This window comes from Bradyrhizobium sp. HKCCYLS20291 (assembly GCF_051167715.1).
Taxonomy (GTDB): Bacteria; Pseudomonadota; Alphaproteobacteria; order Rhizobiales; family Xanthobacteraceae; genus Bradyrhizobium.
Window position 1 is genome coordinate 96,942 of the sequence record NZ_JBNPTO010000023.1, and the last position, 24,601, is coordinate 121,542.

Annotated in this window: 22 protein-coding genes; 13 read left to right on the forward strand and 9 right to left on the reverse strand. The window is 67.8% G+C overall.

Features of this window, described 5'->3' with window-relative positions; all coding sequences use genetic code 11:
- Positions 1 to 23 precede the first annotated feature (23 nt).
- Positions 24 to 668: a Vgb family protein gene (locus ACQR07_RS33720; RefSeq protein ID WP_434906358.1), complete on the reverse strand. Its 645-nt coding sequence runs from the start codon at positions 666 to 668 to the stop codon at positions 24 to 26.
- A 33-nt stretch (positions 669 to 701) separates the two neighbouring features.
- Complete coding sequence (locus ACQR07_RS33725; RefSeq protein ID WP_434906359.1) at positions 702 to 1,922, reverse strand: helix-turn-helix domain-containing protein; 1,221 nt, start codon at positions 1,920 to 1,922, stop codon at positions 702 to 704.
- Between the two features lie 86 nt (positions 1,923 to 2,008).
- On the opposite strand from ACQR07_RS33725, the gene ACQR07_RS33730 reads away from it, so the two are divergent.
- The gene (locus tag ACQR07_RS33730; RefSeq protein WP_434906360.1) at positions 2,009 to 2,770 is read left to right on the forward strand and encodes a DUF899 domain-containing protein; all 762 of its coding nucleotides are present in this window, start codon (positions 2,009 to 2,011) and stop codon (positions 2,768 to 2,770) included.
- Between the two features lie 17 nt (positions 2,771 to 2,787).
- A complete protein-coding gene (locus ACQR07_RS33735) occupies positions 2,788 to 3,072 on the forward strand; it encodes a hypothetical protein (protein ID WP_434906361.1) in 285 nt (94 codons plus the stop codon).
- Positions 3,073 to 3,386: 314 nt separating this feature from the next.
- Here the strand turns inward: ACQR07_RS33735 and ACQR07_RS33740 are convergent, their stop codons facing one another.
- The 5 genes from ACQR07_RS33740 to ACQR07_RS33760 form a co-directional block, all read right to left on the reverse strand.
- Positions 3,387 to 4,172 (reverse strand): ABC transporter ATP-binding protein, encoded by a 786-nt coding sequence (locus ACQR07_RS33740; protein WP_434906362.1) that lies wholly within the window; start codon positions 4,170 to 4,172, stop codon positions 3,387 to 3,389.
- Complete coding sequence (locus ACQR07_RS33745; protein WP_434906382.1) at positions 4,169 to 4,942, reverse strand: ABC transporter permease; 774 nt, start codon at positions 4,940 to 4,942, stop codon at positions 4,169 to 4,171. The genes ACQR07_RS33740 and ACQR07_RS33745 overlap by 4 nt, the downstream gene beginning before the upstream one ends.
- A gap of 199 nt (positions 4,943 to 5,141) precedes the next feature.
- A complete protein-coding gene (locus tag ACQR07_RS33750) occupies positions 5,142 to 6,086 on the reverse strand; it encodes an ABC transporter substrate-binding protein (protein ID WP_434906363.1) in 945 nt (314 codons plus the stop codon).
- A 131-nt stretch (positions 6,087 to 6,217) separates the two neighbouring features.
- A complete protein-coding gene (gene hutC / locus ACQR07_RS33755; RefSeq protein WP_434906364.1) occupies positions 6,218 to 6,955 on the reverse strand; it encodes a histidine utilization repressor in 738 nt (245 codons plus the stop codon).
- Positions 6,952 to 8,310 carry a formimidoylglutamate deiminase gene (locus ACQR07_RS33760; RefSeq protein ID WP_434906365.1) on the reverse strand — a complete coding sequence of 453 codons (1,359 nt, stop codon included), beginning with the start codon at positions 8,308 to 8,310 and terminating at the stop codon, positions 6,952 to 6,954. Before ACQR07_RS33760 ends, hutC begins: the two co-directional genes overlap by 4 nt.
- 88 nt (positions 8,311 to 8,398) lie before the next feature.
- On the opposite strand from ACQR07_RS33760, the gene hutI reads away from it, so the two are divergent.
- The 10 genes from hutI to ACQR07_RS33810 all read left to right on the forward strand — a co-directional run bounded on the left by hutI (position 8,399) and on the right by ACQR07_RS33810 (position 20,607).
- Positions 8,399 to 9,613 carry an imidazolonepropionase gene (hutI, locus tag ACQR07_RS33765; RefSeq protein WP_434906383.1) on the forward strand — a complete coding sequence of 405 codons (1,215 nt, stop codon included), beginning with the start codon at positions 8,399 to 8,401 and terminating at the stop codon, positions 9,611 to 9,613.
- A complete protein-coding gene (gene hutH, locus ACQR07_RS33770) occupies positions 9,610 to 11,157 on the forward strand; it encodes a histidine ammonia-lyase (protein WP_434906366.1) in 1,548 nt (515 codons plus the stop codon). Before hutI ends, hutH begins: the two co-directional genes overlap by 4 nt.
- Positions 11,158 to 11,166: 9 nt before the next feature.
- On the forward strand, positions 11,167 to 12,837 hold the full coding sequence (gene hutU / locus ACQR07_RS33775; protein WP_434906367.1) for a urocanate hydratase: 1,671 nt from the start codon (positions 11,167 to 11,169) through the stop codon (positions 12,835 to 12,837).
- 92 nt (positions 12,838 to 12,929) lie between these two features.
- Positions 12,930 to 13,976 (forward strand): magnesium chelatase ATPase subunit I, encoded by a 1,047-nt coding sequence (gene bchI, locus ACQR07_RS33780; RefSeq protein WP_434906368.1) that lies wholly within the window; start codon positions 12,930 to 12,932, stop codon positions 13,974 to 13,976.
- On the forward strand, positions 13,973 to 15,712 hold the full coding sequence (locus ACQR07_RS33785; protein ID WP_434906369.1) for a magnesium chelatase subunit D: 1,740 nt from the start codon (positions 13,973 to 13,975) through the stop codon (positions 15,710 to 15,712). The genes bchI and ACQR07_RS33785 overlap by 4 nt, the downstream gene beginning before the upstream one ends.
- Before the next feature lie 132 nt (positions 15,713 to 15,844).
- Positions 15,845 to 16,813: an alpha/beta fold hydrolase gene (locus ACQR07_RS33790; RefSeq protein ID WP_434906370.1), complete on the forward strand. Its 969-nt coding sequence runs from the start codon at positions 15,845 to 15,847 to the stop codon at positions 16,811 to 16,813.
- A 33-nt stretch (positions 16,814 to 16,846) separates the two neighbouring features.
- Positions 16,847 to 17,752, forward strand: coding sequence for an alpha/beta fold hydrolase BchO (gene bchO, locus ACQR07_RS33795; RefSeq protein ID WP_434906371.1), 906 nt, complete (start codon positions 16,847 to 16,849; stop codon positions 17,750 to 17,752).
- A 51-nt stretch (positions 17,753 to 17,803) separates the two neighbouring features.
- A complete protein-coding gene (locus tag ACQR07_RS33800; protein ID WP_434906372.1) occupies positions 17,804 to 19,342 on the forward strand; it encodes a phytoene desaturase in 1,539 nt (512 codons plus the stop codon).
- A complete protein-coding gene (locus ACQR07_RS33805) occupies positions 19,339 to 20,379 on the forward strand; it encodes a phytoene/squalene synthase family protein (protein ID WP_434906373.1) in 1,041 nt (346 codons plus the stop codon). Before ACQR07_RS33800 ends, ACQR07_RS33805 begins: the two co-directional genes overlap by 4 nt.
- An 84-nt stretch (positions 20,380 to 20,463) precedes the next feature.
- Entirely contained in the window at positions 20,464 to 20,607 is a 144-nt protein-coding gene (locus ACQR07_RS33810; protein ID WP_434906374.1) for a hypothetical protein, read from the forward strand.
- A 458-nt stretch (positions 20,608 to 21,065) separates the two neighbouring features.
- Here the strand turns inward: ACQR07_RS33810 and ACQR07_RS33815 are convergent, their stop codons facing one another.
- Positions 21,066 to 21,878 (reverse strand): hydratase, encoded by an 813-nt coding sequence (locus ACQR07_RS33815; RefSeq protein ID WP_434906375.1) that lies wholly within the window; start codon positions 21,876 to 21,878, stop codon positions 21,066 to 21,068.
- 47 nt (positions 21,879 to 21,925) lie between these two features.
- On the reverse strand, positions 21,926 to 23,476 hold the full coding sequence (crtD, locus tag ACQR07_RS33820; RefSeq protein ID WP_434906376.1) for a 1-hydroxycarotenoid 3,4-desaturase CrtD: 1,551 nt from the start codon (positions 23,474 to 23,476) through the stop codon (positions 21,926 to 21,928).
- Positions 23,477 to 23,588: 112 nt separating this feature from the next.
- Here crtD and ACQR07_RS33825 point away from each other — a divergent pair, with 112 nt between their 5' ends.
- The gene (locus tag ACQR07_RS33825) at positions 23,589 to 24,458 is read left to right on the forward strand and encodes a polyprenyl synthetase family protein (RefSeq protein ID WP_434906377.1); all 870 of its coding nucleotides are present in this window, start codon (positions 23,589 to 23,591) and stop codon (positions 24,456 to 24,458) included.
- Positions 24,459 to 24,601 lie beyond the last annotated feature (143 nt).

The window sequence follows — 24,601 nt, forward strand, 5'->3', positions numbered from 1 at the left end:
CGGAGGCGAGAAGCTGAGCCCGCTCATCCGCGCGAGCGCTTCGGTCGCCGGACCGCGCGCACCTTGCCGCTGCCGCCGCCGCCGCAATACAGCGTCTCACGGCCGTCGGACTCCATCCCGGACACGTTGGTCCCTTCGGGCATGTCGAGCTGATCGAGCACCTCGCCGGTCGCGGGATCGATGTGCCGGATGTCGCTGACGTCATCCTCCCAGGTGCCGTGCCACAGCTCGCCATCCACCCAGGTGACTCCGGTGACGAAGCGCGTGCAGGGGATGCTGCGCAGGATCTTGCCCGTTGCTGGATCGATCTGGTGGATCTTGCGGTCGCGATAGGCGCCGACCCAGAGCGATCCTTCCGCCCACGCCAGCCCAGAGTCGCCGCCGCCGGACGGCGCAGGGATCGTCGCAAGCACGCGCCCGCTGTCGGGGTCGACCTTGTGTATGCGGTCCTCGGCGATCTGATAGAGATGCCGGCCATCGAACGCGGTTCCGGCATGCGAGGGGACATCGAGCGATTTGCGCACCGCGCCGTTGGCGGGATCGAACGCCTTGATGCTGCCGCCGGTCGCAATCCAGACCTGCGCGCCGTCATAGCTGACGCCGTTGACGCGATCGGCGTCCTCGAACGGTCCGTACTCGCGAATGATCTCTGCTGCTATTCGTGCCATGCTGGTCTTCCAATCGGTTGTGACGGCCGCACGCTAGTCGAGCGACGACCAGGCCGGGAGTAACAACGCGGTCGCGAATTCGGGGACGACCGGGCAGGTCCAGCGTTGCGCCCGGCCGCGCCCGAACGACTGCACCTTGCCGGACGATGCAAGCGTATCGAGTGCGCGCTGCACGGTGCGCTGGCTTTCTCCCAGCGCCACGGCGAGACCCGAGCTCGACCATGCTTCGCCGTCGGCAAGGCAGGCGAGAACCGACGCGTTCTCGTCCTCGACCGGCGGCGCGAGCACCACGACATCCCGATCCCGGCCCGGCCGAAGCGCATAGCCATCCCTCGTTGCGTCGATCTCGGCGAGGTTCCGAAGCAGTTGGCGCAGCCGCCCGATCTCGACGCGCAGGCGGACGCGGTGCGACTCGTCGGCATCCTTGCCGCGGAACGCATGGGCGATCAGCTCTGCGCGCGGCACGTCAGCGGGGACCTTCTCGGCCAGTCTCCGCGCCAGCGCGAAGAGCACCGGGCGTCGCGCCAGCGGCACGATCTGGCTGCCCTGGCGGATCGTCAGCCGGCAGGCATCGAGGATCAAATTGTCCGATCGAAACAGCGCCTCGACGTCGTCGAGCTGCAACAGACGATCCTCGCCTGTGCGGATCAACCGTGCAGCTGTCGCGGTCAATGTCGCCGAAGCTCGCTCGACCTCCGCATGCAACTCCGGGCTCCGCGCCTGCCGCGCCGTACGCGTGGCGCGCTCCAGCGCCGCGCGCGCGGTCTTGGTCTGCAGGCCGCGCAAGGCCAGGCCGGCGATGATCAGCTCGTAGATCGTGCGTGCCGCCGGCTGCAGTGGTGAAGGATCGAGTTCCGCAAGTCCACGCTCGGCTGCGTCGAGATGGCCGATGAGGACCATGCGCCGGATCTCGAGGCTGCGTGCATAGGCCGCGTTGGCGTGGTCGCCGTGCTGCTCGAGTGTCTGCCGTGCTGCAGCCAGCGCCTTGGTCGGCCAGGACAGATCACGCGCTGCGAGCGCGATCTCGGCTTCGGCGACCGCACAGCGCGCCCGCGCCAGCGCGGCCCTGGGACCAAACGCCCGCGCCGCCCGGCGCAGCAGCGCCTTCGCTTTGACGACATCGCCGAGCCGCGCCATCGCGATGCCGCGCAGCGCCAGCGCCGGCGGATCGTCGCGCAAGGCGACGCGGTTCAGCGCGCCGAGCGGATCACCGGCGGCAAGCGCCCGCGCCGCCGCCGAGATCAGCGAGTCCATGCAAATCCCGCCAAACTTGTCACTCCCGGTCCGTCCCGCGCCGATCCTAGTCTCAGTTGCGGTCAACACGCAAAGGGATGACGGACATGACCATGCATCAAACTGGAACTCGCGAAGACTGGCTGAAGGCACGGCTCGACCTGCTGCAAGCCGAGAAGGACTACACGCGCCGCGGTGATGAGCTGGCGCAGCGCCGCCAGGCGTTGCCCTGGGTGCGCGTCGACAAGACGTATCGGTTCGATACCGAAGAGGGCCCTGCGACGCTGCCCGATCTGTTCAAGGGCCGCTCGCAGCTGCTCGTCTATCACTTCATGTTCGGGCCCGACTTCCAGGCCGGCTGCCCGTCCTGCTCGATGATCGCCGACGGCTTCAACGGCTTCCAGCTCCATCTCGCCAATCACGACGTGATGCTGTGGGCGGTGTCGCGCGCACCCTTGGCGAAGCTGAAGGCCTACAAGACGCGCATGGGCTGGAGCTTCCCCTGGGCCTCGTCGGCGAGCAGCGACTTCAACTTCGACTTCAACGTCGCGATCACCGAGGAGCAGCAGCGCCAGGGCGGCACCGAGTACAACTACCGCACCAGCCCGCCGCTCGGCGCGGGCGACGTGCCGGCCATGGTGTCCGAGATCGCGGCCACGGCCGGCACCGACGGCGCGACCTTCATGCGCGATCGGCCGGGCATGAGCGCGTTCATTGTCGAAGACGGTGCCGTCTATCACACCTACTCGGCCTATGCGCGCGGCCTCGACGGCCTGTGGGGCGCCTATCAGTGGCTCGATCGCGCGCCGAAGGGCCGCAACGAGCAGGGTGTGTGGTGGCGTCGCCGCGACGAATACGGCGCACGCTGAGAGCACGGAGCGACGTCATGGCGTTCTTCCTGTCCAACAGGCGCGTGAGGCTCGGCATCACCACTGGTCTCCGCTTCGCCGCGGCGCCGACCTTCGCGCTGATGGCCGTGCTGAACGCCATGGCCCGCGACGGCCGCTCAGACATGATCTGCTCGGCCATGCCGGCCGGCGCTCCGCTCGGCAGCATGACGGTGATGTATCTGCTGATGAGCGCGTTCCATCTGGCGCCGTGGCTGAGAAGGATAGGGGGTGGCTTCCAAAGGCCTCGATGCGACGGAGCTGACTGCCGGCTCAAGAGTTAGCTAAGCAGCTACAGGTTTGCTTGCGGAGAGAACCCCTCACCCAAGCGAGCTCGCGGAACGGCCGGCGATGCCCTTTCCCACAAGGGGCGAGGGCGCTGTATCTGGCAGTCTTGCTGCGGGAGGGAAGTGATAATTTAGGGCAGCACAGTGCCCGTTATTGCGCCCTCGCCCCCAAGGCGAAGCGAAGCTTCGCCAGGGTGGGAGAGGGCATGTACGCCAGATCGACAAACTCGCTTGGGTGAGGGGTATGTCTCCGCGAGTTCGCCTCGTTGAATGGGTACTCTGACGCGCGACGATGTCGCGCATGGGCCGCCTCACGCCTCCGCCGCCACCTTCAGCGCCTCGGCCCGGATTTCCTCCACCAGCCGCTCCTTCAGCGCCACGAACTCCGGCGACGTCTTGATCTTGTAGGATCTTGGATGTGGCAGCTCGATCTTGATGTCGGCCTTGATGCGACCGGGACGGGCGCTCATCACCAGCACGCGGCTGCCGAGGAAGATGGCCTCCTCGATGTCGTGGGTGACGAACAGCACGGTCTTCTGGTCGCGCTCCCAGATGCCGAGCAGCATCTCCTGCATCAGCACGCGAGTCTGGTTGTCGAGCGCGCCGAACGGCTCGTCGAGCAGCAGGATCTTGGGATCATTGGCGAGCGCGCGGGCGATCGCGCAGCGTTGCTGCATGCCGCCGGAGAGCTGCTTGGGCCAGTGGTTCTCGAAACCCTTCAGGCCGATCTGCTGGATGAAGCGGTCGGCGACGGCGTTGCGCTTGTCCTCGGGTACGCCGCGTTCCCGTAGGCCAAAGGCGATGTTCTCGCGCACGGTGAGCCATGGAAACAGCGTGTAGGACTGGAACACCATGCCGCGGTCGGCGCCGGGGCCGGTAACCTCGCGGCCATCGAGCAGCACCTTGCCGCTGGTCGGATGGTCGAGGCCGGCGACGATGCGCAGCAGGGTCGACTTGCCGCAGCCGGAGGGCCCGAGGATGGTGACGAAATCGTTGTTGCCGATGGTGAGCTCCACCGGCTCCAGCGCGCGCGTCGGCGCGTGGCCCTGGCGGGCCGGAAAGGTGCGCGTGACCTGATCGATGACGAGCGTGGTCATGCGAGCTTCCACGGAAACAGCCAGGCGTTGAACGCCTTGAACAGGAAGTCCGAGATCAGGCCGATCAGGCCAATGATGATGATGCCGAAGATGATCTGCCCGGTGTTGAGCAGCGCCTGGCTGTCGGTGATCATGTGGCCGATGCCGGACGACGAGCCGATCAGCTCGGCGACGATGACATAGGTCCAGGCCCAGCCGAGGACGAGGCGCAGGATCTCGGCGATGTCGGGCGCCGCCGACGGCAGCAGCACCCGGCCGATGATGCCACGGTCGCTGGCGCCGAGCGTATAGGCGGCCTCGACCAGGTCGCGTCGCGTGTTGCCGACCGTGACGGTGATCATCAGGATGATCTGGAACACCGAGCCGATGAAGATGATGAGCAGTTTCTGCAGCTCGCCGATGCCGGCCCACAGAATGAGCAGGGGAATGAAGGCGGAGGCCGGCAGATAGCGCGCGAAGGATACAAACGGCTCGAGGAAAGCCTCGACCGGCTTGTAGGCGCCCATCAGCAGGCCGAGCGGCACGGCGATGACGGCCGCGAGCACGAAGCCGCCGACGACGCGCCAGACGGTCATGCCGATATCATAGAGGAAGCCGAACTTTGTCAGCAGATCCCAACCCTCGCGCAGCATGGTCAGGGGATCGGCCAGGAACGTCTTCGGCACGTAGCCGCCGAACGTCGCCAGCGACCACGCCGCGACGAACACGACGAAGAAGGCGAGGCCAAGCGCCGTTCGGGAGCGGGCGCTGACGGGATCGAGAGGACGGATCACGGATCGGGCTTTCGTGGTCTGGTGCGGGTCGTTCGAGGAGACTGGATCCAGAGCGCGGGGACTCAGATTGGAGCAGGCTGCATCAACATCGTCATTGCGAGGAGCGAAGCGACGAAGCAATCCAGAGTCGCACCCTGGGCCCTGGATTGCTTCGCTGCGCTCGCAATGACGACTCTACATCGAACGAGTTTCGCGGCTACTTGATGAAGCTCGCATCATACAGATCCTCGACGTTCGGGACCTGCTTGATGATGCCGACCTCGAGCAGCAGCTCGGCCGCATCCTTGTTGAAGGTCTTGAACTCGGTCTCGAAGAACTTCTGGCTCGCGGCCTTGTCCTGCCAGCGCAGATATTTGGCGGAGTTGCCGAACTGCTCGCCGCTCTGCTTCACGTCGGCGCCCATGATCTCATAGGACTTGGCCTGGTCCTTGGCGATCATGTCGAGCGCCTCGTAGTAGCTGTCGGCGAGCGCCTTGGCGGCCTTCGGGTTCTCGGTCAGGAACTTCGGCGTGCAGCCGAACGTGTCCATGACCATCGGATAGTCCAGCGTGGTGGCGATGATCTTGCCCTTGTCCGGCGCGGCGCGTACCGTCGACAGATACGGCTCATAGGTCATGGCGGCATCGTTCTGGCCGGCGACGAACGCCTGCGCGGCCGGGCCTGGCTCCATGTTGACGACGGTGACGTCCTTGATGCTCAGGCCGTTCTTCTTGAGCATCCAGGCCAGCCCGAAATAGGGCGAGGTGCCGGGCGCGGACGCAGCGACCGTCTTGCCCTTCAGGTCCTTGATCGCGGCGACGTCGTTGCGCACGGCCATGCCGTCGGCGCCGTAGCTCTTGTCGAGCTGGAAGATCTGCTTGGTGGCCACGCCATTGGCGTTCCAGGAGATCCAGGTCTCGACTGTGGTCGCGGCGCACTGCACGTCGCCGGCGGCGATCGCGAGGTGGCGGTCCTTCTGCGGGATCTTCTTGATCGTGACGTCGAGGCCGTTCTTCTTGAAGATGCCCGTTTCCTTGGCGAGCGTCAGCGGCGCGAAGCCGGTCCAGCCGGAAATGCCGATGCCGACCTTGACGTCATCGGCGAAGGCCGTGGTGGAGGCCAGCAGCGCGGCCGTCGCGGCAAGGAGTCCAAATCTGCGCATCGTCATCATCCTTTGCTGTTGAAAGAAGTGGTTGGAACGGTCCACGGTCGCCCGCGGCGACCGCATGTCTCTGCAAGAGCTGCCAGCTCGCTTGCAAATCTCATGCTGAGTTCGGGCGCGCACGAGCTGGCTCATTCGCTGCCCCTGAAGCGTGCCACGAGGCGATGCTGCTCGCCCGGATAGACCAGCCTGACGGCCGTGAGCGGCCGGCCCTTGCGCCAGGTGTGGCGCTCGATCACGAGACACGGCGCGCCGACGGCGATGTCGAGGCCCTCGGCGATCGCCTTGTCGGCGACGATGGCACTGATCGCATGCTCCGCTTCCGTCCACGGCACGTGATGCAGCAGCCATGAGCCCGGCGGATCGATCTTGAAATTGGCCTTGGCGGCGTCGGGCACGGCATCCAGGTCAATCAGCCGGTCCTCGATCGCGAACGGGACGTCGTCGGCGCTATGGCGGCAGCGGATCGCGATCACCTTGCACGGCTTCTTGACTCCGAGTCGTTCCCGATCAGCCGCGTTGGCTGGCCGGCGCGCCGACGCGATCAGCTCATAGCCATAGGCGCGGCCGAGTGCGCCGATCTCGGCCCGGATGTCGGGAATCTTCAACACAGCCGACAGGAATTGCGGCCGCCGCACGAAGCTGCCGGCGCGGCGACGGCGCTCGATCAGGTCAGCCTGCGCGAGCTCCGACAGCGCCTTGTTGACGGTCATGCGCGAGCAGCCATAGCGCGCCATGATCTCGTGCTCGAACGGGATGCGATGGCCGGGCGGCCATTCGCCGGTGAGGATGCGGCGCTCGATGTCCTGCCGGATGGTCTTGTAGAGCGTGCCAGCGCCCGGCTTGGCGCGATCCTCTGCGAGGCTCATGAGAGCAGCCTCCGCACGGCCGTGTTGAAGCCGCGCCGGGCCGCGTCGCGCGAGCGATGGTGGCCGCCCTGCACGACCTTGGCGCCGCCGGCCCAGACGCAGTCGATGGCGTCGGACGCGGTCGCGAAGATCCAGCCGTCGAGCAGCGCATCCTGGGTCCGCCCGGCGAGCGACGGATGCGTCAGATCGAGCGTGACGATATCGGCACGGCCGCCGACCTGCAGCCCGACGTTGGATTGCGCGAGCGCCTGCGAGCCGCCGGCGAGCGCAGCGTCGAACAGCGTCCGACCGGTCGAGGCTTGCGGACCTGACGTCAGCATGTTGCGCTCGCGATGCATCAGCCGCTGGCCGTATTCGAGCTGGCGCAACTCGTCGCTGACACCGACCAGCACGTTCGAGTCGGTGCCAATGCCAGTGCGTCCGCCTGCGCGCAGATAGTCGCGCGCGGGAAAGATGCCGTCGCCGAGGCTGGCTTCGGTGACCGGGCACAGGCCGGCGGTCGCGCCGCTCCGCGCGAGCGCCGCCGTCTCGTCCGCCGTCATGTGGGTCGCATGGATCAGGCACCAGCGGTCATTGACGGTGTGATGATCGAGCAGCCACTGCACCGGGCGCTGGCCGGACCAGGCGAGGCAGTCCTCGACCTCCTTGACCTGCTCGGCGGCATGGATGTGGACCGGGCCGCCGTCAGCGAGCGGAAGCAGCGCGCTGAGCTCATCCGGCGCCACCGCGCGCAGGCTGTGCGGCGCGATGCCGAGATTGGCGCCGCGGAGCGTGCTGATCGCCTTGCGCGAGGCCACGAGCAGCTTCTCGAATCGATCGACATCGCAGATGAAGCGCCGCTGTCCGTCATGCGGCGCGGCGCCGCCGAAGCCGCCATGCGCGTAGAAGCTCGGCAGCAGGGTCAGGCCGATGCCGGATGTCCGGGCGGCCGCGGCGATGCGCACCGCCATCTCGCCGATATCGGCGTAAGGCGTGCCGTCGCGATCGTGGTGCAGATAATGGAATTCGCCGACCCCCGTGAAGCCGCGCTCGAGCATCTCGACATAGAGCTGGGTCGCGACCGCCTCGACGTCCTCCGGGCGCATCGACAGCGCGAAGCGGTACATCGTCTCGCGCCACGTCCAGAACGTATCGGTGGCGTGGCCGCTGATCTCGGCAAGCCCGGCCATGCCGCGCTGGAACGCGTGGCTGTGCAGGCTGGCGATGCCGGGGATCGCGACCTCGTGCTGCTCGTCTTCAATGGTCGGCGGCACGCCCGCGGAGACCTGTGCGATCTCGCCGTTGCTGATCACGACCTGCACGTCCTCGGCCCATCCCGTGGGCAGGAGCGCGGATGCGAAGTGCAATGACGCCATGGTCGAGAAGCCCGCTGGACAGAACGGCGGAAGCGAGTTTATGTATAGACATATCGCCCGTCAAGCATTGGTGAAGGTGGGAGGCAGCATGGCCGAGCGTTTCGACCGGATCTGGCGCAATGCACGGCTCGCGACCTTGCGTGAGGACGAGCCGGGCCTCGGCGTCATCGAGCGCGGCGCGGTGGCGGCCCGCGACGGCCGCATCGCCTTCGCCGGTCCGCAAGCGGATTTTCCCGCTGATGCCGATGCGCCCGAGCGCATCGACTGCGACGGCTGCTGGATCACGCCGGGCCTGGTCGATTGCCACACCCATCTCGTCTATGGCGGCGACCGCGCCCAGGAATTCGAGCTGCGCCTGGCCGGCGCGAGCTACGAGGAGATCGCGCGCGCCGGCGGCGGCATCGTTTCGACCGTTGCGGCCACGCGTGCCGCCAGCGAACAGGAACTGATCGCGAGCGCGCTGCCTCGGCTCGATGCGCTGCTTGCCGAGGGCGTCACGACGATCGAGATCAAGTCCGGCTATGGCCTGGAGACGGCAACCGAACTGCGGCAATTGTCCGCAGCGCGCGCCCTCGGCAGCAAGCGGCCGGTGACCGTGCGCACCAGCTTTCTCGGCGCCCATGCGTTGCCGGTCGAAGCCGGCGGCGACAAGGACCGCTACATCGATCTGGTCTGCAACGAGATGCTTCCCGCGGTCGCCACGTCGGGACTGGCCGATGCGGTCGATGCCTTCATGGAGACCATCGCCTTCTCGGCCGCGCAGACGTCGCGCGTCTTTGCAACGGCCAAGGCGCTCGGGCTGCGCGGCAAGTTGCACGCCGATCAGCTCTCCAACCTCGGCGGGGCCGCGCTTGCAGCGGAGTTCGGGGCGCTCTCGGCCGATCACCTCGAGCACACCGACGACGCCGGCGCGGCTGCGATGGCGCGCGCTGGAACGGTCGCGGTGTTGCTGCCAGGCGCGTTCTACTTCATTCGCGAAACGCAGAAGCCGCCGGTGGAGCTGTTTCGCAGGCATGGTTTGAAGCTCGCGCTCGCCACCGACTGCAATCCCGGCTCGTCGCCGCTGACGTCGTTGCTGTTGACCATGAACATGGCGGCGACGCTGTTTCGCATGACCGTGGATGAATGTCTGGCGGGTGTCACCCGTGAAGGTGCTCGCGCGCTCGGTTTGCTGGCTGAAACCGGCACGCTGGAAGCCGGCAAGTGGTGCGATCTGGCGATATGGGACATCGGCCGTCCCGCGGAGCTGGTTTACCGCATGGGCTTCAATCCTTTGCACAAGCGTGTCTGGAGAGGCCAATGAGCGGCATTGTTGCGGCGCCGGGCCGCGTCAGCTTCGGCGATCTGGCAAGGGTCTACGGCGGAGCCTCGCTCGCGCTAGATTCTTCTCAGTGGCCCCGCGTCGAGGCCGCTGCGGCGATCGTTGCCAAGGCCGCGCAAGGCGCCGAGCCAGTCTATGGCATCAACACCGGATTCGGCAAGCTGGCGTCGAAGCGCATTCCTCCCGACCAGACCGCGCAGCTCCAGCGCAACCTCATCCTGTCGCATTGCTGCGGCGTCGGTCCCGCGACGCCCGAGCCGATCGTGCGGCTGATGATGGCGCTGAAGATCATCTCGCTCGGCCGCGGCGCCTCCGGCGTGCGACGTGAGATCATCGCGCAATTGCAGGCGATGTTGGCGTACGGCGTGTGGCCGTTCGTGCCACAGCAGGGCTCGGTCGGCGCCTCCGGCGACCTCGCGCCGCTCGCGCACATGACGGCGGTGATGATCGACGAAGGCCAAGCCTTTGTCGATGGCCGGCTCGTCCCAGGCCGTGACGCGCTCGCGAAGGCCGGACTTGCGCCAGTGACGCTCGGGCCGAAGGAAGGACTCGCGCTGATCAACGGCACGCAGTTCTCGACCGCCTATGCGCTCGCCGGCCTGTTCCGGGCGCATGATCTGATCAATGCGGCCCTCGTCACCGGCGCGCTGTCGGTCGACGCCGCGATGGCCTCCACCGCGCCGTTCCGCCCCGAGATCCAGGCGCTCCGCGGTCATCCTGGCCAGATCGAAGCCGGCCGTGTGCTCACCGAACTGCTCGACGGCAGCGCGATCCGGCTGTCGCATCTCGAAGGCGACGAGCGCGTGCAGGATCCGTATTGCATGCGCTGCCAGCCGCAGGTCGCGGGCGCCGCGCTCGACCTGCTGACGCAGGCGGCGCGCACGCTGGTCACTGAAGCCAATGCGGTCACCGACAATCCGCTGGTGCTCGTCGAGACCGGCGAGATCATCTCCGGCGGCAATTTCCACGCCGAGCCGGTGGCGTTCGCCGCCGACCAGATCGCGCTGGCGCTGTCCGAGCTTGGCGCGATCAGCGAGCGGCGCATCGCGACCCTGGTCGATCCCGCACTCAATTTCGGCTTGCCGCCATTCCTCACGCCGGAGCCTGGCCTGAACTCCGGCTTCATGATCGCTGAGGTGACGGCCGCGGCGCTGTTCGCCGAGAACAAGCAGCGCGCGCTGCCGTGCTCGATCGACTCCACGCCGACCAGCGCCAACCAGGAAGATCATGTCTCGATGGCCGCGCATGCCGCGCGGCGGCTGCACGACATGGCCGACAATCTCGCGCATATCATCGGCATCGAACTGCTGGTCGCCGCACAAGGCATCGAACTGCGCGTTCCGCATCGCACCAGCGCGGCTCTCTCTGCCGTGATCGGCGCCCTGCGCGTCCATGTGCCAGCGCTGGAGAGCGACCGCTACATGGCCGACGACCTCGCAAAAGCTGCCGCGCTGGTGGCCGGCGGCGTGCTGGCCAGCGCGGTGAGCAATGCACTCGGACGCGATCCGTTTCCCAGGCTTGGATGAGAGGGACCCATGAATCGACGCCTCGACAATGACAGGGTGATCCGTGCGCCGCATGGCAGCGACATCAGCGCCAAGAGCTGGCTCACCGAAGCGCCGTTGCGCATGCTGATGAACAATCTCGATCCCGACGTTGCGGAGAAACCGAGCGAGCTGATCGTCTATGGCGGCATCGGCCGCGCCGCGCGCGACTGGGACAGCTTTGATCGCATCGTTGCGTCTTTGCGCAAGCTGGAGGCCGACCAGACGCTGGTCGTGCAGTCCGGCAAGCCGGTCGGCGTGTTCCGCACCCATCCGGATGCACCGCGCGTGCTGATCGCCAACTCCAACATCGTGCCGCATTGGGCGACGCTCGATCACTTCAACGCGCTCGATAAAATGGGCCTGATGATGTACGGCCAGATGACGGCCGGCTCCTGGATCTACATCGGCAGCCAGGGCATCGTGCAGGGCACCTACGAGACCTTCGTCGAAGTCGGCCGCCGCCACTACAATGGCGATCTCTCCGGCAAGTGGATCCTGACCGCTGGCCTCGGCGGCATGGGCGGCGCGCAGCCGCTGGCCGCGACCATGGCTGGCGCCTCGATGCTCGCGGTCGAATGCCAGCCAAGCCGCATCGAGATGCGGTTGCGCACCGGCTATCTCGATCGCCAGGCCGCCACCCTCGACGAGGCGCTGGCGTTGATGGAAGAGGCAGCGAGGACCAAGAAGGCCGTGTCCGTCGGCCTGCTCGGCAATGCCGCCGAGATTTTCCCCGAACTTGTTCGCCGCGGTGTGCGTCCGGACATCGTCACTGACCAGACCAGCGCTCACGATCCGATCAACGGCTATCTGCCGAAGGGCTGGACGCTCGCCGAATGGGAAGCCAGGCGTGCCTCGGAGCCGAAGGCGGTGGAGCAGGCGTCCAAGACCTCGATGGTCGGCCACGTTCAGGCGATGCTGGATTTCCATGCCATGGGCATTCCGACGCTCGACTACGGCAACAACATCCGCCAGATGGCGAAGGACATGGGCCTCGCCAACGCGTTCGATTTCCCCGGCTTCGTGCCGGCTTATATTCGTCCCTTGTTCTGCCGCGGCATCGGCCCGTTCCGCTGGGCGGCATTGTCGGGCGATCCCGAGGACATCTACAAGACCGACGCCAAGGTGAAGGAGCTGCTGCCCGACAACAAGCATCTCCACAACTGGCTCGACATGGCCAGGCAGCGCATCAAGTTCCAGGGCCTGCCGGCGCGGATCTGCTGGGTCGGCCTCGGCGATCGCCATCGCCTCGGCCTCGCCTTCAACGAGATGGTGGCGCGCGGCGAATTGAAGGCGCCGATCGTGATCGGCCGCGATCATCTCGATTCCGGCTCGGTGGCGAGCCCGAATCGCGAGACCGAGGCGATGAAGGACGGCTCCGACGCGGTGTCGGACTGGCCGCTGCTGAATGCGCTGCTCAATTGCGCCAGCGGCGCGACCTGGGTGTCGCTGCACCATGGCGGCGGCGTCGGCATCGGCTATTCGCAGCATGCCGGCATGGTCATCGTCGCCGACGGCACTGATGATGCGGCGCGCCGGCTGGAGCGCGTGCTGTGGAACGATCCGGCCACCGGCGTGATGCGCCATGCTGACGCCGGCTACGAGGACGCCATCGCCTGCGCCGACGCCAATGGCCTCGATCTGCCGAGTCTGGGGCGATAGCGCGCGAAACCTCCCGGGTTGAACAGCGGCCCCTGATTGTGGTCTCATGCTGAAAACGCGACCGGTACGCGTCGCGGCGCAGAGGGAAGCCTATGGGAATCGCGTTTCCGTTCTCGGCCATTGTCGGCCAGGACGAGATGAAGCTGGCGCTGATGATCGCCGCCGTCGACCCGAAGGTCGGCGGCGTGCTGGCCTTTGGCGATCGCGGCGCCGGCAAGTCCACCGCGGTGCGCGCGCTGGCCGCGCTGCTGCCGCCAATGAGCGCCGTGGTCGGCTGTCCCTATCAATGCGATCCGGCCGACGTCGCCGCGCAATGCGCCGAATGCCGCGCACGCTCGAAGCCGGGCGGCAAGGCCAAGAAGCCGGCCGCGCTGAAGGCGCATCAGGTGCCGGTGCCGGTGATCGACCTGCCGCTCGGCGCCACCGAGGACCGCGTCGTCGGCGCACTCGATCTCGAACGTGCGCTGGCGCATGGCGAGAAGTCGTTCGAGCCGGGGCTGCTGGCGCGCGCCAACAGAGGCTTTCTCTACATCGACGAGGTCAACCTGCTGGAGGATCATCTCGTCGATCTCCTGCTCGACGTCGCCGCGTCGGGCGAGAACGTGGTCGAGCGCGACGGCCTCAGCATCCGCCATCCGGCGCGCCTCGTGCTGGTCGGCACTGGCAATCCGGAGGAGGGCGAACTGCGGCCACAGCTCCTCGATCGCTTCGGGCTGTCGGTCGAAGTCAAGACGCCCGGCGATCTGCCGACGCGCATCGAAGTGATCAAGCGGCGTGACGCGTTCGAGACGAATCCCACGGCCTTCGTCGCGCATTGGGAGAAGGAGGAGGCCAAGCAGCGCAAGCGCATCCTCGCCGCGCGCGCGCACATCGGCTCGGTGAAAGTCGCCGATCGCGAACTGGAGCAGGCGGCGCGGCTGTGCATGGCGCTCGGCACCGATGGCCTGCGCGGAGAGCTCACCTTGATGCGCGCGGCACGCGCCGCGGCGGCGCTCGAAGGCGCCAAGGCGGTCGATGATAGCCATCTGAAGACCGTGGCGCCGATGGCGCTGCGGCACCGTCTCAGGCGCAATCCGCTCGACGATTCCGGCTCGTCGGTGCGGGTCGAGCGTGCGCTCGCCGAGCTGTTTGCAACGTGAGCGACGGCGCCGCGATCTGGGCCGATGCGATGATCGCGGCCGCGTTGGCCGCGATTGATCCGGCCGCGTCGGTGCTGCTGCGGGCAGGTGCTGGCCCGGTGCGCGAGCAATGGCTGGAGCTGTTGCGCGAGCTGATGCCGGTGTCGACCCACATCCGCAAACTGCCGCCGTCGATCTCCGACGACCGCCTGCTCGGCGGCCTCGATCTCGCCGCCACCCTGCAGGCCGGACGGCCGGTGCTGCAGCGCGGCCTGCTCGCCGAAGCCGATGGCGGCGTGCTGATCGCGGTGATGGCCGAGCGCATCGCGCCGTCGACAACAGCACATCTCTGTGTTGCCCTCGACACTGGCGCTATCCGCATCGAGCGGGATGGAATGTCGCTGCATGCTCCGGCGCGCTTTGGCGTGATCGCCCTCGATGAAGGCCTTGGCGATGAGCGCGTGTCGCCGGCTCTCGCCGATCGCCTCGCCTGTCAGCTCGATCTCGGCACCGTCGCGCGCGCCGATCTCGGCGAGAGCCTGTTCAAGCCGTCGGACATCGCTGCAGCGCGCGCGCTGCTGCCGCAGGTTCGTCTCTCCGACGACGCGATCGCCGCATTGACCACCACGTCAGTGGCTCTCGGCATCGACTCTCTGCGCGCGCCATTGCTGGCCTGCCGCGTCGCGCGCATCGCCGCGGCGCTCGACGGCGAGACGGTCGTTGCGGACGCCCACATCGCCTGCGCCGCGCGGCTGGTGCTTGCGCCGCGCGCCACGCGGCTTCCCGCGGCGGATGACGACGCCGAGAGCAACCAGGCGCCGGAGCCGCAGAACGATCAGGCCGAGAGCGAGGAGGACGATCGTAGCAACGATGGCCCCCTCGAAGACCGCGTCCTCGAAGCCGCGCTGGCGGCCATTCCCGCCGATCTGCTGAAGCGTCTGCAGGACGAGCGCGCGATGCGGATGCGATCGAGCAGCGCCAGCAAGCAGGGCACCGCGCAGAAGGCGCCGAAGCGCGGCCGGCCGATTGGTGCGCGCCGTGGCGAATGGCGCGCCGGCGCGCGGCTCAACGTGCTCGAAACGTTGCGCGCGGCAGCGCCGTGGCAGCCGTTGCGACGGCGGGCGCGACGCGCCGGCAAGAGCGGCCGCCTCATCGTGCACAAGGACGACATTCGCATCACCCGCTTCAAGCAGCGCTCGGGCACCACGACGATCTTCGTCGTCGACGCCTCCGGCTCGTCGGCTTTGCAGCGTCTCGCGGAGGTCAAGGGCGCGGTCGAGCTGCTGCTCGCCGAATGCTACATCCGCCGCGACGAGGTCGCGCTGATCGCGTTTCGCGGCAAGGGCGCCGAACTGCTGCTGCCGCCGACGCGCTCGCTGACGCGCGCCAAGCGCAGCCTCGCCGCACTGCCCGGCGGCGGCGGCACCCCGCTGTCGGCCGCGATCTTCGCCGCGACCGAGCTCGCGCTCGCAGTGAAGGCAAAAGGGCAGGCGCCGACGATCGTGCTGATGACCGACGGCCGCGCCAATGTCGCGCGCGACGGCGGCGGGCGCAGCGAGGCCGAGGCGGAAGCGCTGGTGGCCGCGAAGCAGCTCGCGCTGACCGGCATTCCCGTGGTGCTGGTCGATTCCTCGCCGCGGCCGCAGGACAAGGCTGCGCAGCTCGCCGGCGCGATGCAGGCCCGCTACGTGGCGTTGCCTCATGCCGATGCCACCCGTTTGTCGCAGGCCGTGATGGCGCAGGCCGGCCGCGGCTGATGGAACCGTTGGCGTCAGGCAGCGTTCCCAACGACGACTGACAAGCGGGTCGATCAGCGTTATGCTCGCGTCGGATCGGTTGCACCGGGCGATTTTGCCGGTCGACATGAAATCGCCAACCAGGAGCATGCCATGCCGATCGCCTCGACCACCCAGCATGAGCATGCGGTGACCTCGCGCGCGGTGACGATGCCGCCGCCGCTCGCCGCGCCGCGCTTCGAGCTTGCGGATGCCCGCACCGGGCGGATCACCTGCTATGGCGAGGCGCCCGCCGCGCCGGTCGAGCAGCGGCCGCTGCTGCTGATCCACAGCGTCAACGCCGCGGCGACGGCCTACGAGATGAAGCCGCTGTTCGAGCATTATCGCACGGCGCGTCCGGTCTACGCGCTCGATCTGCCCGGCTTCGGCCTGTCGGACCGCCCCGACCGCATCTACACGCCGCGCCTCATGACCGATGCGATCCTGCTGGCCGCCAACGAGGTTCGTCGCCGTCACGGCGACGTCGCAATCGATGCGATCGCACTGTCGCTCGGCTGCGAATTCGCGGCGCGCGCCGGCACCGAGGCGCCGAACCTGTTTCATACCCTGGGGCTGCTCAGCCCGACCGGCTTCGATCGCCGGGCCGAGGCGGCGGCCAAGAAAGCCGGCAACAAGGACACGACGCGGGCGATGCCCTGGGTGCGCAACATCCTCAATGTATCGCTGTGGAAGCACGGCTTCTTCACGCTGCTGACATCGCGCGCCAGCATTCGCTTCTTCCTGCAGAAGACCTTTGGCCGCAAGGATATCGACGAGGGCTTGCTGGAATACGACTACATCACCACGCATCAGCCAGGGGCAGAGAATGCACCGTATTCGTTCGTCTCCGGCTATCTTTTCAGCGCCCAGGCACTGAAACTGTACCAGGCACTCGCCATGCCGATTTGGATGGTGCATGGCGTGCGCGGTGATTTCGTCGATTACAACGGCAAGCATGCCGTCGAAGGCCTGCCGAACTGGCGCATCGAGGTGATGCAGACCGGGGCGATGCCGCATTTCGAGCAGCTTGATAAAGTCGTCGCCAGCTACGATGATTTCCTGGCGCGTGCGGACGGCCATTGAGGACGCCAGCCGCGTCCAACCCCATGGGCCGGCATGAGCGACAAGCCGAACTGGAGCGTCGACGGCAAGGACTGGCCCAACCGCGCGGCCAGCCGCTTCGTCGAGGCCGCGGGCCTGCGCTGGCATGTGCAGGTCATGGGCGAGGGGCCAGTCGCGCTGCTCGCCCACGGCACCGGGGCGGCCACCCATTCCTGGCGCGACCTTGCGCCGCTGCTCGCCAGGCATTTCACCGTCGTTGCGCCCGACCTCTCCGGCCACGGCTTCACGTCGACGCCACATTGGCAGCGGCTGTCGCTGGACGGCATGTCGCGCGATCTCGCCGGCCTCTGCGACAAGCTCGCGGTGAAGCCCGAGATCGCGATCGGCCATTCCGCGGGCGCTGCTGTTCTCACCCGCATGACGCTGGACGGCCTGATCGCGCCGAAGCTGATCGTCAGCCTCAACGGCGCCTACCTGCCGTTCGGCGGGCTCGCCGCGCAGTTCTTTTCGCCGCTGGCCAAGATGATGGCGCTCAATCCGCTGGTGCCGCGGCTGTTCGCGTGGCGTGGCCGCGATCCGGCTGCCGTGCACCGGCTGCTGAAGGGCACCGGCTCGACGCTCGATGCGACCGGCGAGCGGTTGTATCGGCGCCTGGTCGGCAGCCCCGGCCATGTCGGCGCCGCGCTGGAGATGATGGCGAATTGGGACCTGCATCCCCTGCTGCGCGATCTGCCGCGGCTCAAGGCCGGCCTGCTGCTGATCGCCGCCACCCACGACCGCGCCATCCCACCCGACGTGGCCCAGCGCGTGCGCCAATTGGTGCCGCAAGCGCAGCTCGAACTCATTGATGGCCTTGGTCATTTGGCGCATGAGGAGCAGCCGGCCCGGATCGCCGGGATGATCGTCGCGGCCGCCGAGCGGGCCGGTGTGCTTGCAGTGCAGCAGGAAATGTCCAGTTAAGTTGACATTTTTGGCTAGCGAAAGCGTCAATTCCGATTTACGCTTTCGATCATGCTCGACGTCTCCACCATCAAGGCCGCTGTTCCGGCTGAGCTCGGAGACCGGCCGCATGCGGTCGTGATCGGCTCCGGCTTCGGCGGTCTCGCCGCCGCCGTCCGGCTCGGCGCGCGCGGCTATCGCGTCACCGTGTTCGAACAGCTCGATGCGCCCGGCGGCCGCGCCTACGTGCATCGCCAGGACGGCTTCACCTTCGACGCCGGACCGACCATCGTCACCGCGCCGTTCCTGTTCGAGGAGCTGTGGCAGCTGTGCGGACGGAAAATGTCCGACGACGTGCTGCTGAAGCCGATCTCGCCGTTCTACCGCATCCGGTTCGACGACGGCACCGTGTTCGACTGCTCGGCCGATCCGGCGGCGATGCGCGCCGAGGTCAGCAGGATCTCGCCGGGTGATGTCGACGGCTACGAGCGCTTCATGAAGGCGAGCGAGGCGATCTTCAAGAAGGGCTTCGAGGAGCTCGGCGACGTTCCCTTCCTGTCGCTGCTCGACATGGCGAAGATTGCGCCGGCGATGATCAAGCTGCAGAGCTTCCGCTCGGTCTACGGCCTCGTCTCCCAGCATGTGCGCGACGAGCGGCTGCGCGTCATCCTCAGCTTTCATCCGCTCTTGATCGGCGGCAATCCGTTCACGACCACGTCGATCTATTGCCTGATCGCCTATCTCGAGCGCCGCTGGGGCGTGCACTTCGCGATGGGCGGCACCGGCGCGCTGGTCAACGGCCTCGTCAGTCTCATCGAAGGGCAGGGCGGCCAGGTGCGCTGCTCGACCCCCGTTGCCGAGATCACGACCAGCAATGGTGTCGCCACCGGCGTGCGGCTCAAGTCCGGCGAGACGATCGCGGCCGATGTCGTCGTCTCCAATGGCTGCGCCGCCTGGACCTACAAGCACCTGCTGCCTTCGGTGCCGCGGCGGCGCTGGACCGATGCGCGCATCGACCGCGCGCGCTATTCGATGAGCCTGTTCGTCTGGTACTTCGGCACGAAGCGGCGCTATGACGATGTCGAGCATCACACCATCCTGCTCGGCCCGCGCTACCGCGAGCTGCTCGACGACATCTTTCGCCGCAAGGTGCTGGCGGATGATTTCAGCCTCTATCTGCACCGGCCCACGGCGACCGATCCGTCGCTGGCGCCCGACGGCTGCGATGCGTTCTACGTGCTGTCGCCGGTGCCGCATCAGGAGAGTGGGATCGACTGGGCGGCCGCTGCCGAGCCGTTCCGCAAGCGCATCGAGAGCGCGCTGAGCAACACTCTGCTGCCGGATCTCGCCGGGCAGATCGTGACATCCCGGCTGCTGACCCCGGATGATTTCGAGCATCGGCTATCCTCCTATCGCGGCGCCGCGTTCGGGCTCGAGCCGGTGTTGATGCAGAGCGCCTGGTTCAGGCCGCACAACAAGAGCGAAGAGGTCGAGCGGCTGTATCTGGTCGGAGCCGGCACCCATCCCGGCGCCGGCCTGCCGGGCGTGCTGTCCTCGGCCCGCGTGCTCGATGATCTCGTCCCGTCACCGCATGAGCTGGAGCGCCGATGAGTTGGGCAGAGGACATCGCGATCTGTCGGCGGATGTTGCAGGGCGGATCGAAGACCTTCTTTGCCGCGTCGAAGGTTCTGCCACGCGCGGTCGGCGATCCCGCGATCGCGCTCTACGCGTTCTGCCGCGAAGCCGATGACGCGATCGACGGCCCTGGCCGCCGCGTCGACGCGGTCGAGATGCTTCACGAGCGGCTCGATCGCATCTACGATGGCGTGCCGGATGACAGCCCGGTTGATCGCGCATTGGCCGGCGTGGTGGGGCATTTCGTGATTCCGCGCGCGCTGCTGGAGGCCCTGCTCGAAGGTCTCGCCTGGGATGTTCAAGGCCGCCGCTACGAGACCTTGAGCGACGTGCTGGCCTATGCCGTGCGCGTCGCCGGCACCGTCGGCGTGATGATGTCGCTGCTGATGAACCGGCGCGAGGCGGAGACGATCGGGCGCGCCTGCGATCTTGGCATCGCCATGCAGCTCACCAACATCGCCCGCGACGTCGGCGAGGATGCGCGCCTGGGACGGCTGTATCTGCCGCAGCAATGGCTGCGCGAGGCGGGCCTCGATGTCGAGACCTGGCGCGCCGCGCCGTTCTTCGACGACCGCATCGGCCGCGTCACCGCGCGGCTGCTCGCGGTGGCCGACGTGTTCTACGCGCGCGCCGCGGCGGGCATTACGGATCTACCGTGGAGCTGTCGGCCCGGCATTCATGCCGCGCGGCTGATCTATGCCGAGATCGGCCGCGAGGTCGCGCGTGCCGAGTTCGATTCGATGTCGCAACGCGCCGTCGTTTCGATGGCGCGAAAGCTGCAACTGCTCGGCAAGGCCGCGGCGGTGTCGGTGCTGCAGGAGCCGTGTTCTCTGGCGCCGCTGCGGCCGGAGGCGCGCATCCTGATCGACGCGGTGATCGCAGTCGATGCGCAGCGTCCGCATCCGATCGCAGCGCGGCGCCGCACCATGCAGGACCGCGCGCTGTGGGTGCTCGACCTGTTCGAGCGGCTGGAACGTCGCGATCAGCTGTCGCGCTCCGGGCGGACCTCGTAGTTGCGTGGACGTCGTGACGTGCGATTTGATGCGCGAGTTGCGGCGCGTCCGGTTTGATGCGTGCGATCTTATGAGGGCGACGCCATGAGCGAGATGGGCGGCCTGCTCGAATTCGTCGTCGTCACCATGTGCGTGCTCGGCTGGCTCGTGCTCGAATGGCAAGGCCGCCGCCTCGACCGCCAGCGCGCCGAGCGCGAGGCGAGAGAGCGCGACGCCGAGAAGAAGTAGGGTGGGCAAAGGCGCGCCTGCGCTGTTGCCGTAAGCAAAGATCTGCACCCGCGCCGTGCCCACCGTGCTCCGCGGTTGATACCGATGGTGGGCACGTCACGACGCAGCTTCGCCGCGTCGCGCCTTTGCCCACCCTACAGGCGTACGCCCTGGAGCCACGAAGTTTCTTGACGCACCAACAAACACCGCAGTCATCCCGGCGAACGCCGGGATCCATACCCCCAGGGAGGAGTTCGAGGCGGGCTGGTGGTTGGCATTTTGCCCAAAACGACTGCCGCGGCGTATGGGTCCCGGATCTGCGCCCCGCCGCGCTGCGCGCGTCGTGGCTTGTCCGGGACGACATCTGTTGTTGTCGCGTGACCTGTTGTTTGTCGCGTTGTTGGCCGTGCAAACACACGCCGGGGGCGAAGCGGTTGTGGTCTTGTTGGCCGCTCGACCAACCTCGCCCTCTGCAACCCTCACCACCGTGGCATGCGGAAGGGCAGCATCGCCTGCACGATCGGCATCTGGAAACGATCCAGCGACAGGCTTTCGTGCATCACGGCGACGTCCTCACCCTGGATACGCGCCGCGAGATGCGAGCGGGCGTAGAACGGGGCGTCCTCCAGGGTGCTTACCACGCGCGCGGGGGCATCGGCATCGGCGCGGGCGCTGCGGTCGACGCGCCATGCGGTCCTGCGCAGCGGCGCGTCGGTCAGCGGCGCGATCCGCTGCAGCGTCGCGTCGGGATCGACGTGCAGTGCGATCGACTTGTCGGCACCGGCGCGCGCAATCGTGTCGTAGGAGATCACGGTGCCGGTGCGGGTTGCCGCGCGCGACCATTGCCAGCTCTTGAAGTCACGCTCGAGCGGCGCGTCGCCATGGTTGAGGTCGAAATAGCCGTCGCCGCGCCAGTGCAGGTCGGGATGATCGAAATCGACCGAGACCCGGCAGCACGGCGCGATCGGATGCCAGCGATGGCGTCCCTCCGCATCCAGGGTGAACGCGACCTCGTTGAGCGCGGAGGGCACCACGCGCACTCTGCCGCGCAACGGCAGCGGCCACGGCACGGTGACCTCGTGGATCTCGATCGACAGCTCGCGGCCGTTCCAGTCCAGACGGCTCGGCCCGACCGCAAAGCTCGATTCGGTGCGCGTGATGGCGCCGCGGCCGCGCTCGGTCATCGCCCAGCGCCGCGCGCGCTCGCCATAGAGCGCGACGTTGACCGCGCAATGATTTTCCGGATCCGCCGGACCGCGCCGGCGCGCCCACGCGTAGTACGGCGAGAACACGCTGCCGACGAAGGCGATGACCGTGAGGCCGAAGCGGCCGTCGTCGCTCAGCGCGTCGACGTACCACCATGCATAGCCGTCCTGCGCGACGGCGCGGTCGAAGCGAGGTCCGCCATCGCCCGCGCTGCGGCCATCCGCCCCGACAGCGCCGCCATCGGCACGCCCGGTCCCGGATGTGCGCTGCCCCCCGCGACGTAGAGCCCCGGCAGCTTCGTCTGCGCGCCCGGCCGCTGGAACGACGCCATCCAGCCGTGCGAGCTGCGGCCGTACAGCGCGCCCCCCGTGCCCGGAAACATCCGGTTGAAATCCGCCGGCGTCGTCACGCGGGTCAGTTCGGGCGTCGTCGCGATGCTCAGGCCGCAGCGCTGCAGCAGGTCGAAGGTCTGGCGGGCACATTGGCTGATCTCCGGGGGAGCGAAGCGATGATGGTCGCCTGACGCGGGCGCATTGATCAGCACGAACAGCGCCTCGTTGCTGCCGGGCTGGCGCGGCTGGTCGTCGCGGTCCTGCGCGCAGACATAGACGGTGGGCTCGGCCGGCATCGCGCGGCGCTCGACCAACTGATCGAACTCGGCGCGGTAGTCGCGCGAGAAGAACACGTTGTGCCGCACCAAGGGAAAGCCGTCGGCGCGCGCGAGACAGCTCCAGGTCATGGCCGAGAGCGAGCGCGCGGACTCCGGAATGGCCGGCAGCGCGCGCGCCGCGTCCGCGCCGAACAGCCCCTGCGCCAGCGCGGCGACATCGGCGGTCGCGATCACGGCATCGGCGGTGATCTGCTCGCCATTGGCGAGGCGGACGCCTGCCGCGTGGCCGGACGCCGTGACGATGCCGGCGACCTCGCTCTCATAGCGGATGCTGACGCCGTGGCGCCGCGCCAGCGCGGCAAGGCACGCGGCAAGCTCATGCATGCCGCCGTCGATCAGCCAGACGCCAGCCTGCTCGACGTGGGCGACCAGCATCAAGGTGGCCGGCGCGTGGAACGGCGACGAGCCGCAATAGGTCGCGTAGCGGCCGAACAGCTGCTGCAGCCTGGGATCGCGAAAATAGCCGCCGAGCGCCTTCCACAAGGTCTGGAACGGCCGGATCGCGGTGAGATCGCGGAAGCCGGCATTACGCAGCAGATGCGTCATGCTCGGCGCCGGCGTGCGGATGAACGGATCCCTGAGCGTCTCGAAGATGCGGCGCGCGTCGCGGCAGAACGCGCGATAGCCGTCGGCCTCGCTGCGCCCGGCGAAATGGCCAATCGCGTCGGCCGATCTGTCCTCGTCGGCGAACAAATCGAGCGTGCGGCGGTCGGTCCAGGCGTGGCGGGCGAGAATGTCGAGCGGCGCCAGCGTCAGATGATCGTCGACCGAGGTGCCGAGCTCGTCGAACAGCTCGTCGAACACCCAGCGCATCGTGAACACGGTGGGACCGGAGTCGATGCGCGCAGGGCCGATGGCGATCTGCCGCATCTTGCCGCCGGGTGATGGCGCGCGCTCCAGCACCGTCACCTCGGCGCCGCGTGCCGCCAGGGTGAGTGCGGCGCTGAGGCCGGCGATGCCGGCGCCAACCACGATTACGCGGTGATCGGCCATTCCTCGCACTCCCGTCCGCAAGACCTGACGCAGGAAATGTCTAGCATGATTTACAGTATGGGTGTAAGTTGAAATTTACATAAGCGATGACCCCTCGATCAACCTCTGGGGCATCGCGGCAGGGGAGGCTGGCATGGACGTGATGGCCCGGATCGAGAAATCCCTCGTCGCAGCGGTCGCGTTGGCCGACCAGCCCGGATGTCCGCCACGATTGTCGGCCGCGATGAAGGCGGCGGTGTTTCCGAAAGGCGCGCGGGTGCGGCCCCGGCTGTGCCACGCGGTGGCGGCGGCCTGCGGCGATGACGAGCCGGGCGCGACCGATGCGGCGGGATCGGCGATCGAGCTGTTGCACTGTGCCTCGCTGGTCCATGACGATCTGCCGTGCTTCGACAATGCCAAGCTGCGCCGTGGCCGGCCCTCGGTGCATGCCGCGTTCGGCGAGCCGCTCGCGGTGCTCGCAGGCGACGCGCTGATCGTGCTGGCGTTCCAGTCGCTCGCCAAGTCGCGCTGCTCGCCGCTGCGGCTGGCGCGACTGATCGCGACCATCGGCGACGCCGTCGGCGTGCCGCATGGCATCGCGGCGGGGCAAGCCTGGGAATGCGAGCCGGAGATCGACCTGTCGCACTATCACCGCTCCAAGACCGGCGCGCTGTTCGCGGCCGCCACCGTCTCCGGCGCCGCAGCCGCGGGCCATGCGGACCCCGAGGCCTGGCGCAGCCTCGGCGAGAAGATCGGCGAAGCCTATCAGGTCGCCGACGATATTCGCGACGCCGCGAGCGATGAAGAGGAGGCCGGCAAGCCGGTCGGGCAGGATGCCGCACTCGGCCGTCCCAACGCCGTGCTGCGCTATGGGCTGACAGGCGCCGTCAGCTATCTGCACGATCTCGTCGCCGACGGCATCCGTACCATGCCGCCCTGCGCCCACGCCCACGAGCTGCGCGCGTTGATGGAGCAGGAAGCCAAGCGCCTCGTCCCGCGCCGCCTGGCGGCGTCGGCGGCGTGATGCTTCGGCGGCGTCGTGGCATGGCGACGCTCGCGCTACGCCTGCCGTGCCCACCCTCCCCTGGAGGGGCAGGGCTATCGCACGTGAGCGAGGAGTTCGAAAAAGAAGTCATCGCTCCAACCGGCGCGCTTGAGCTTGAGACG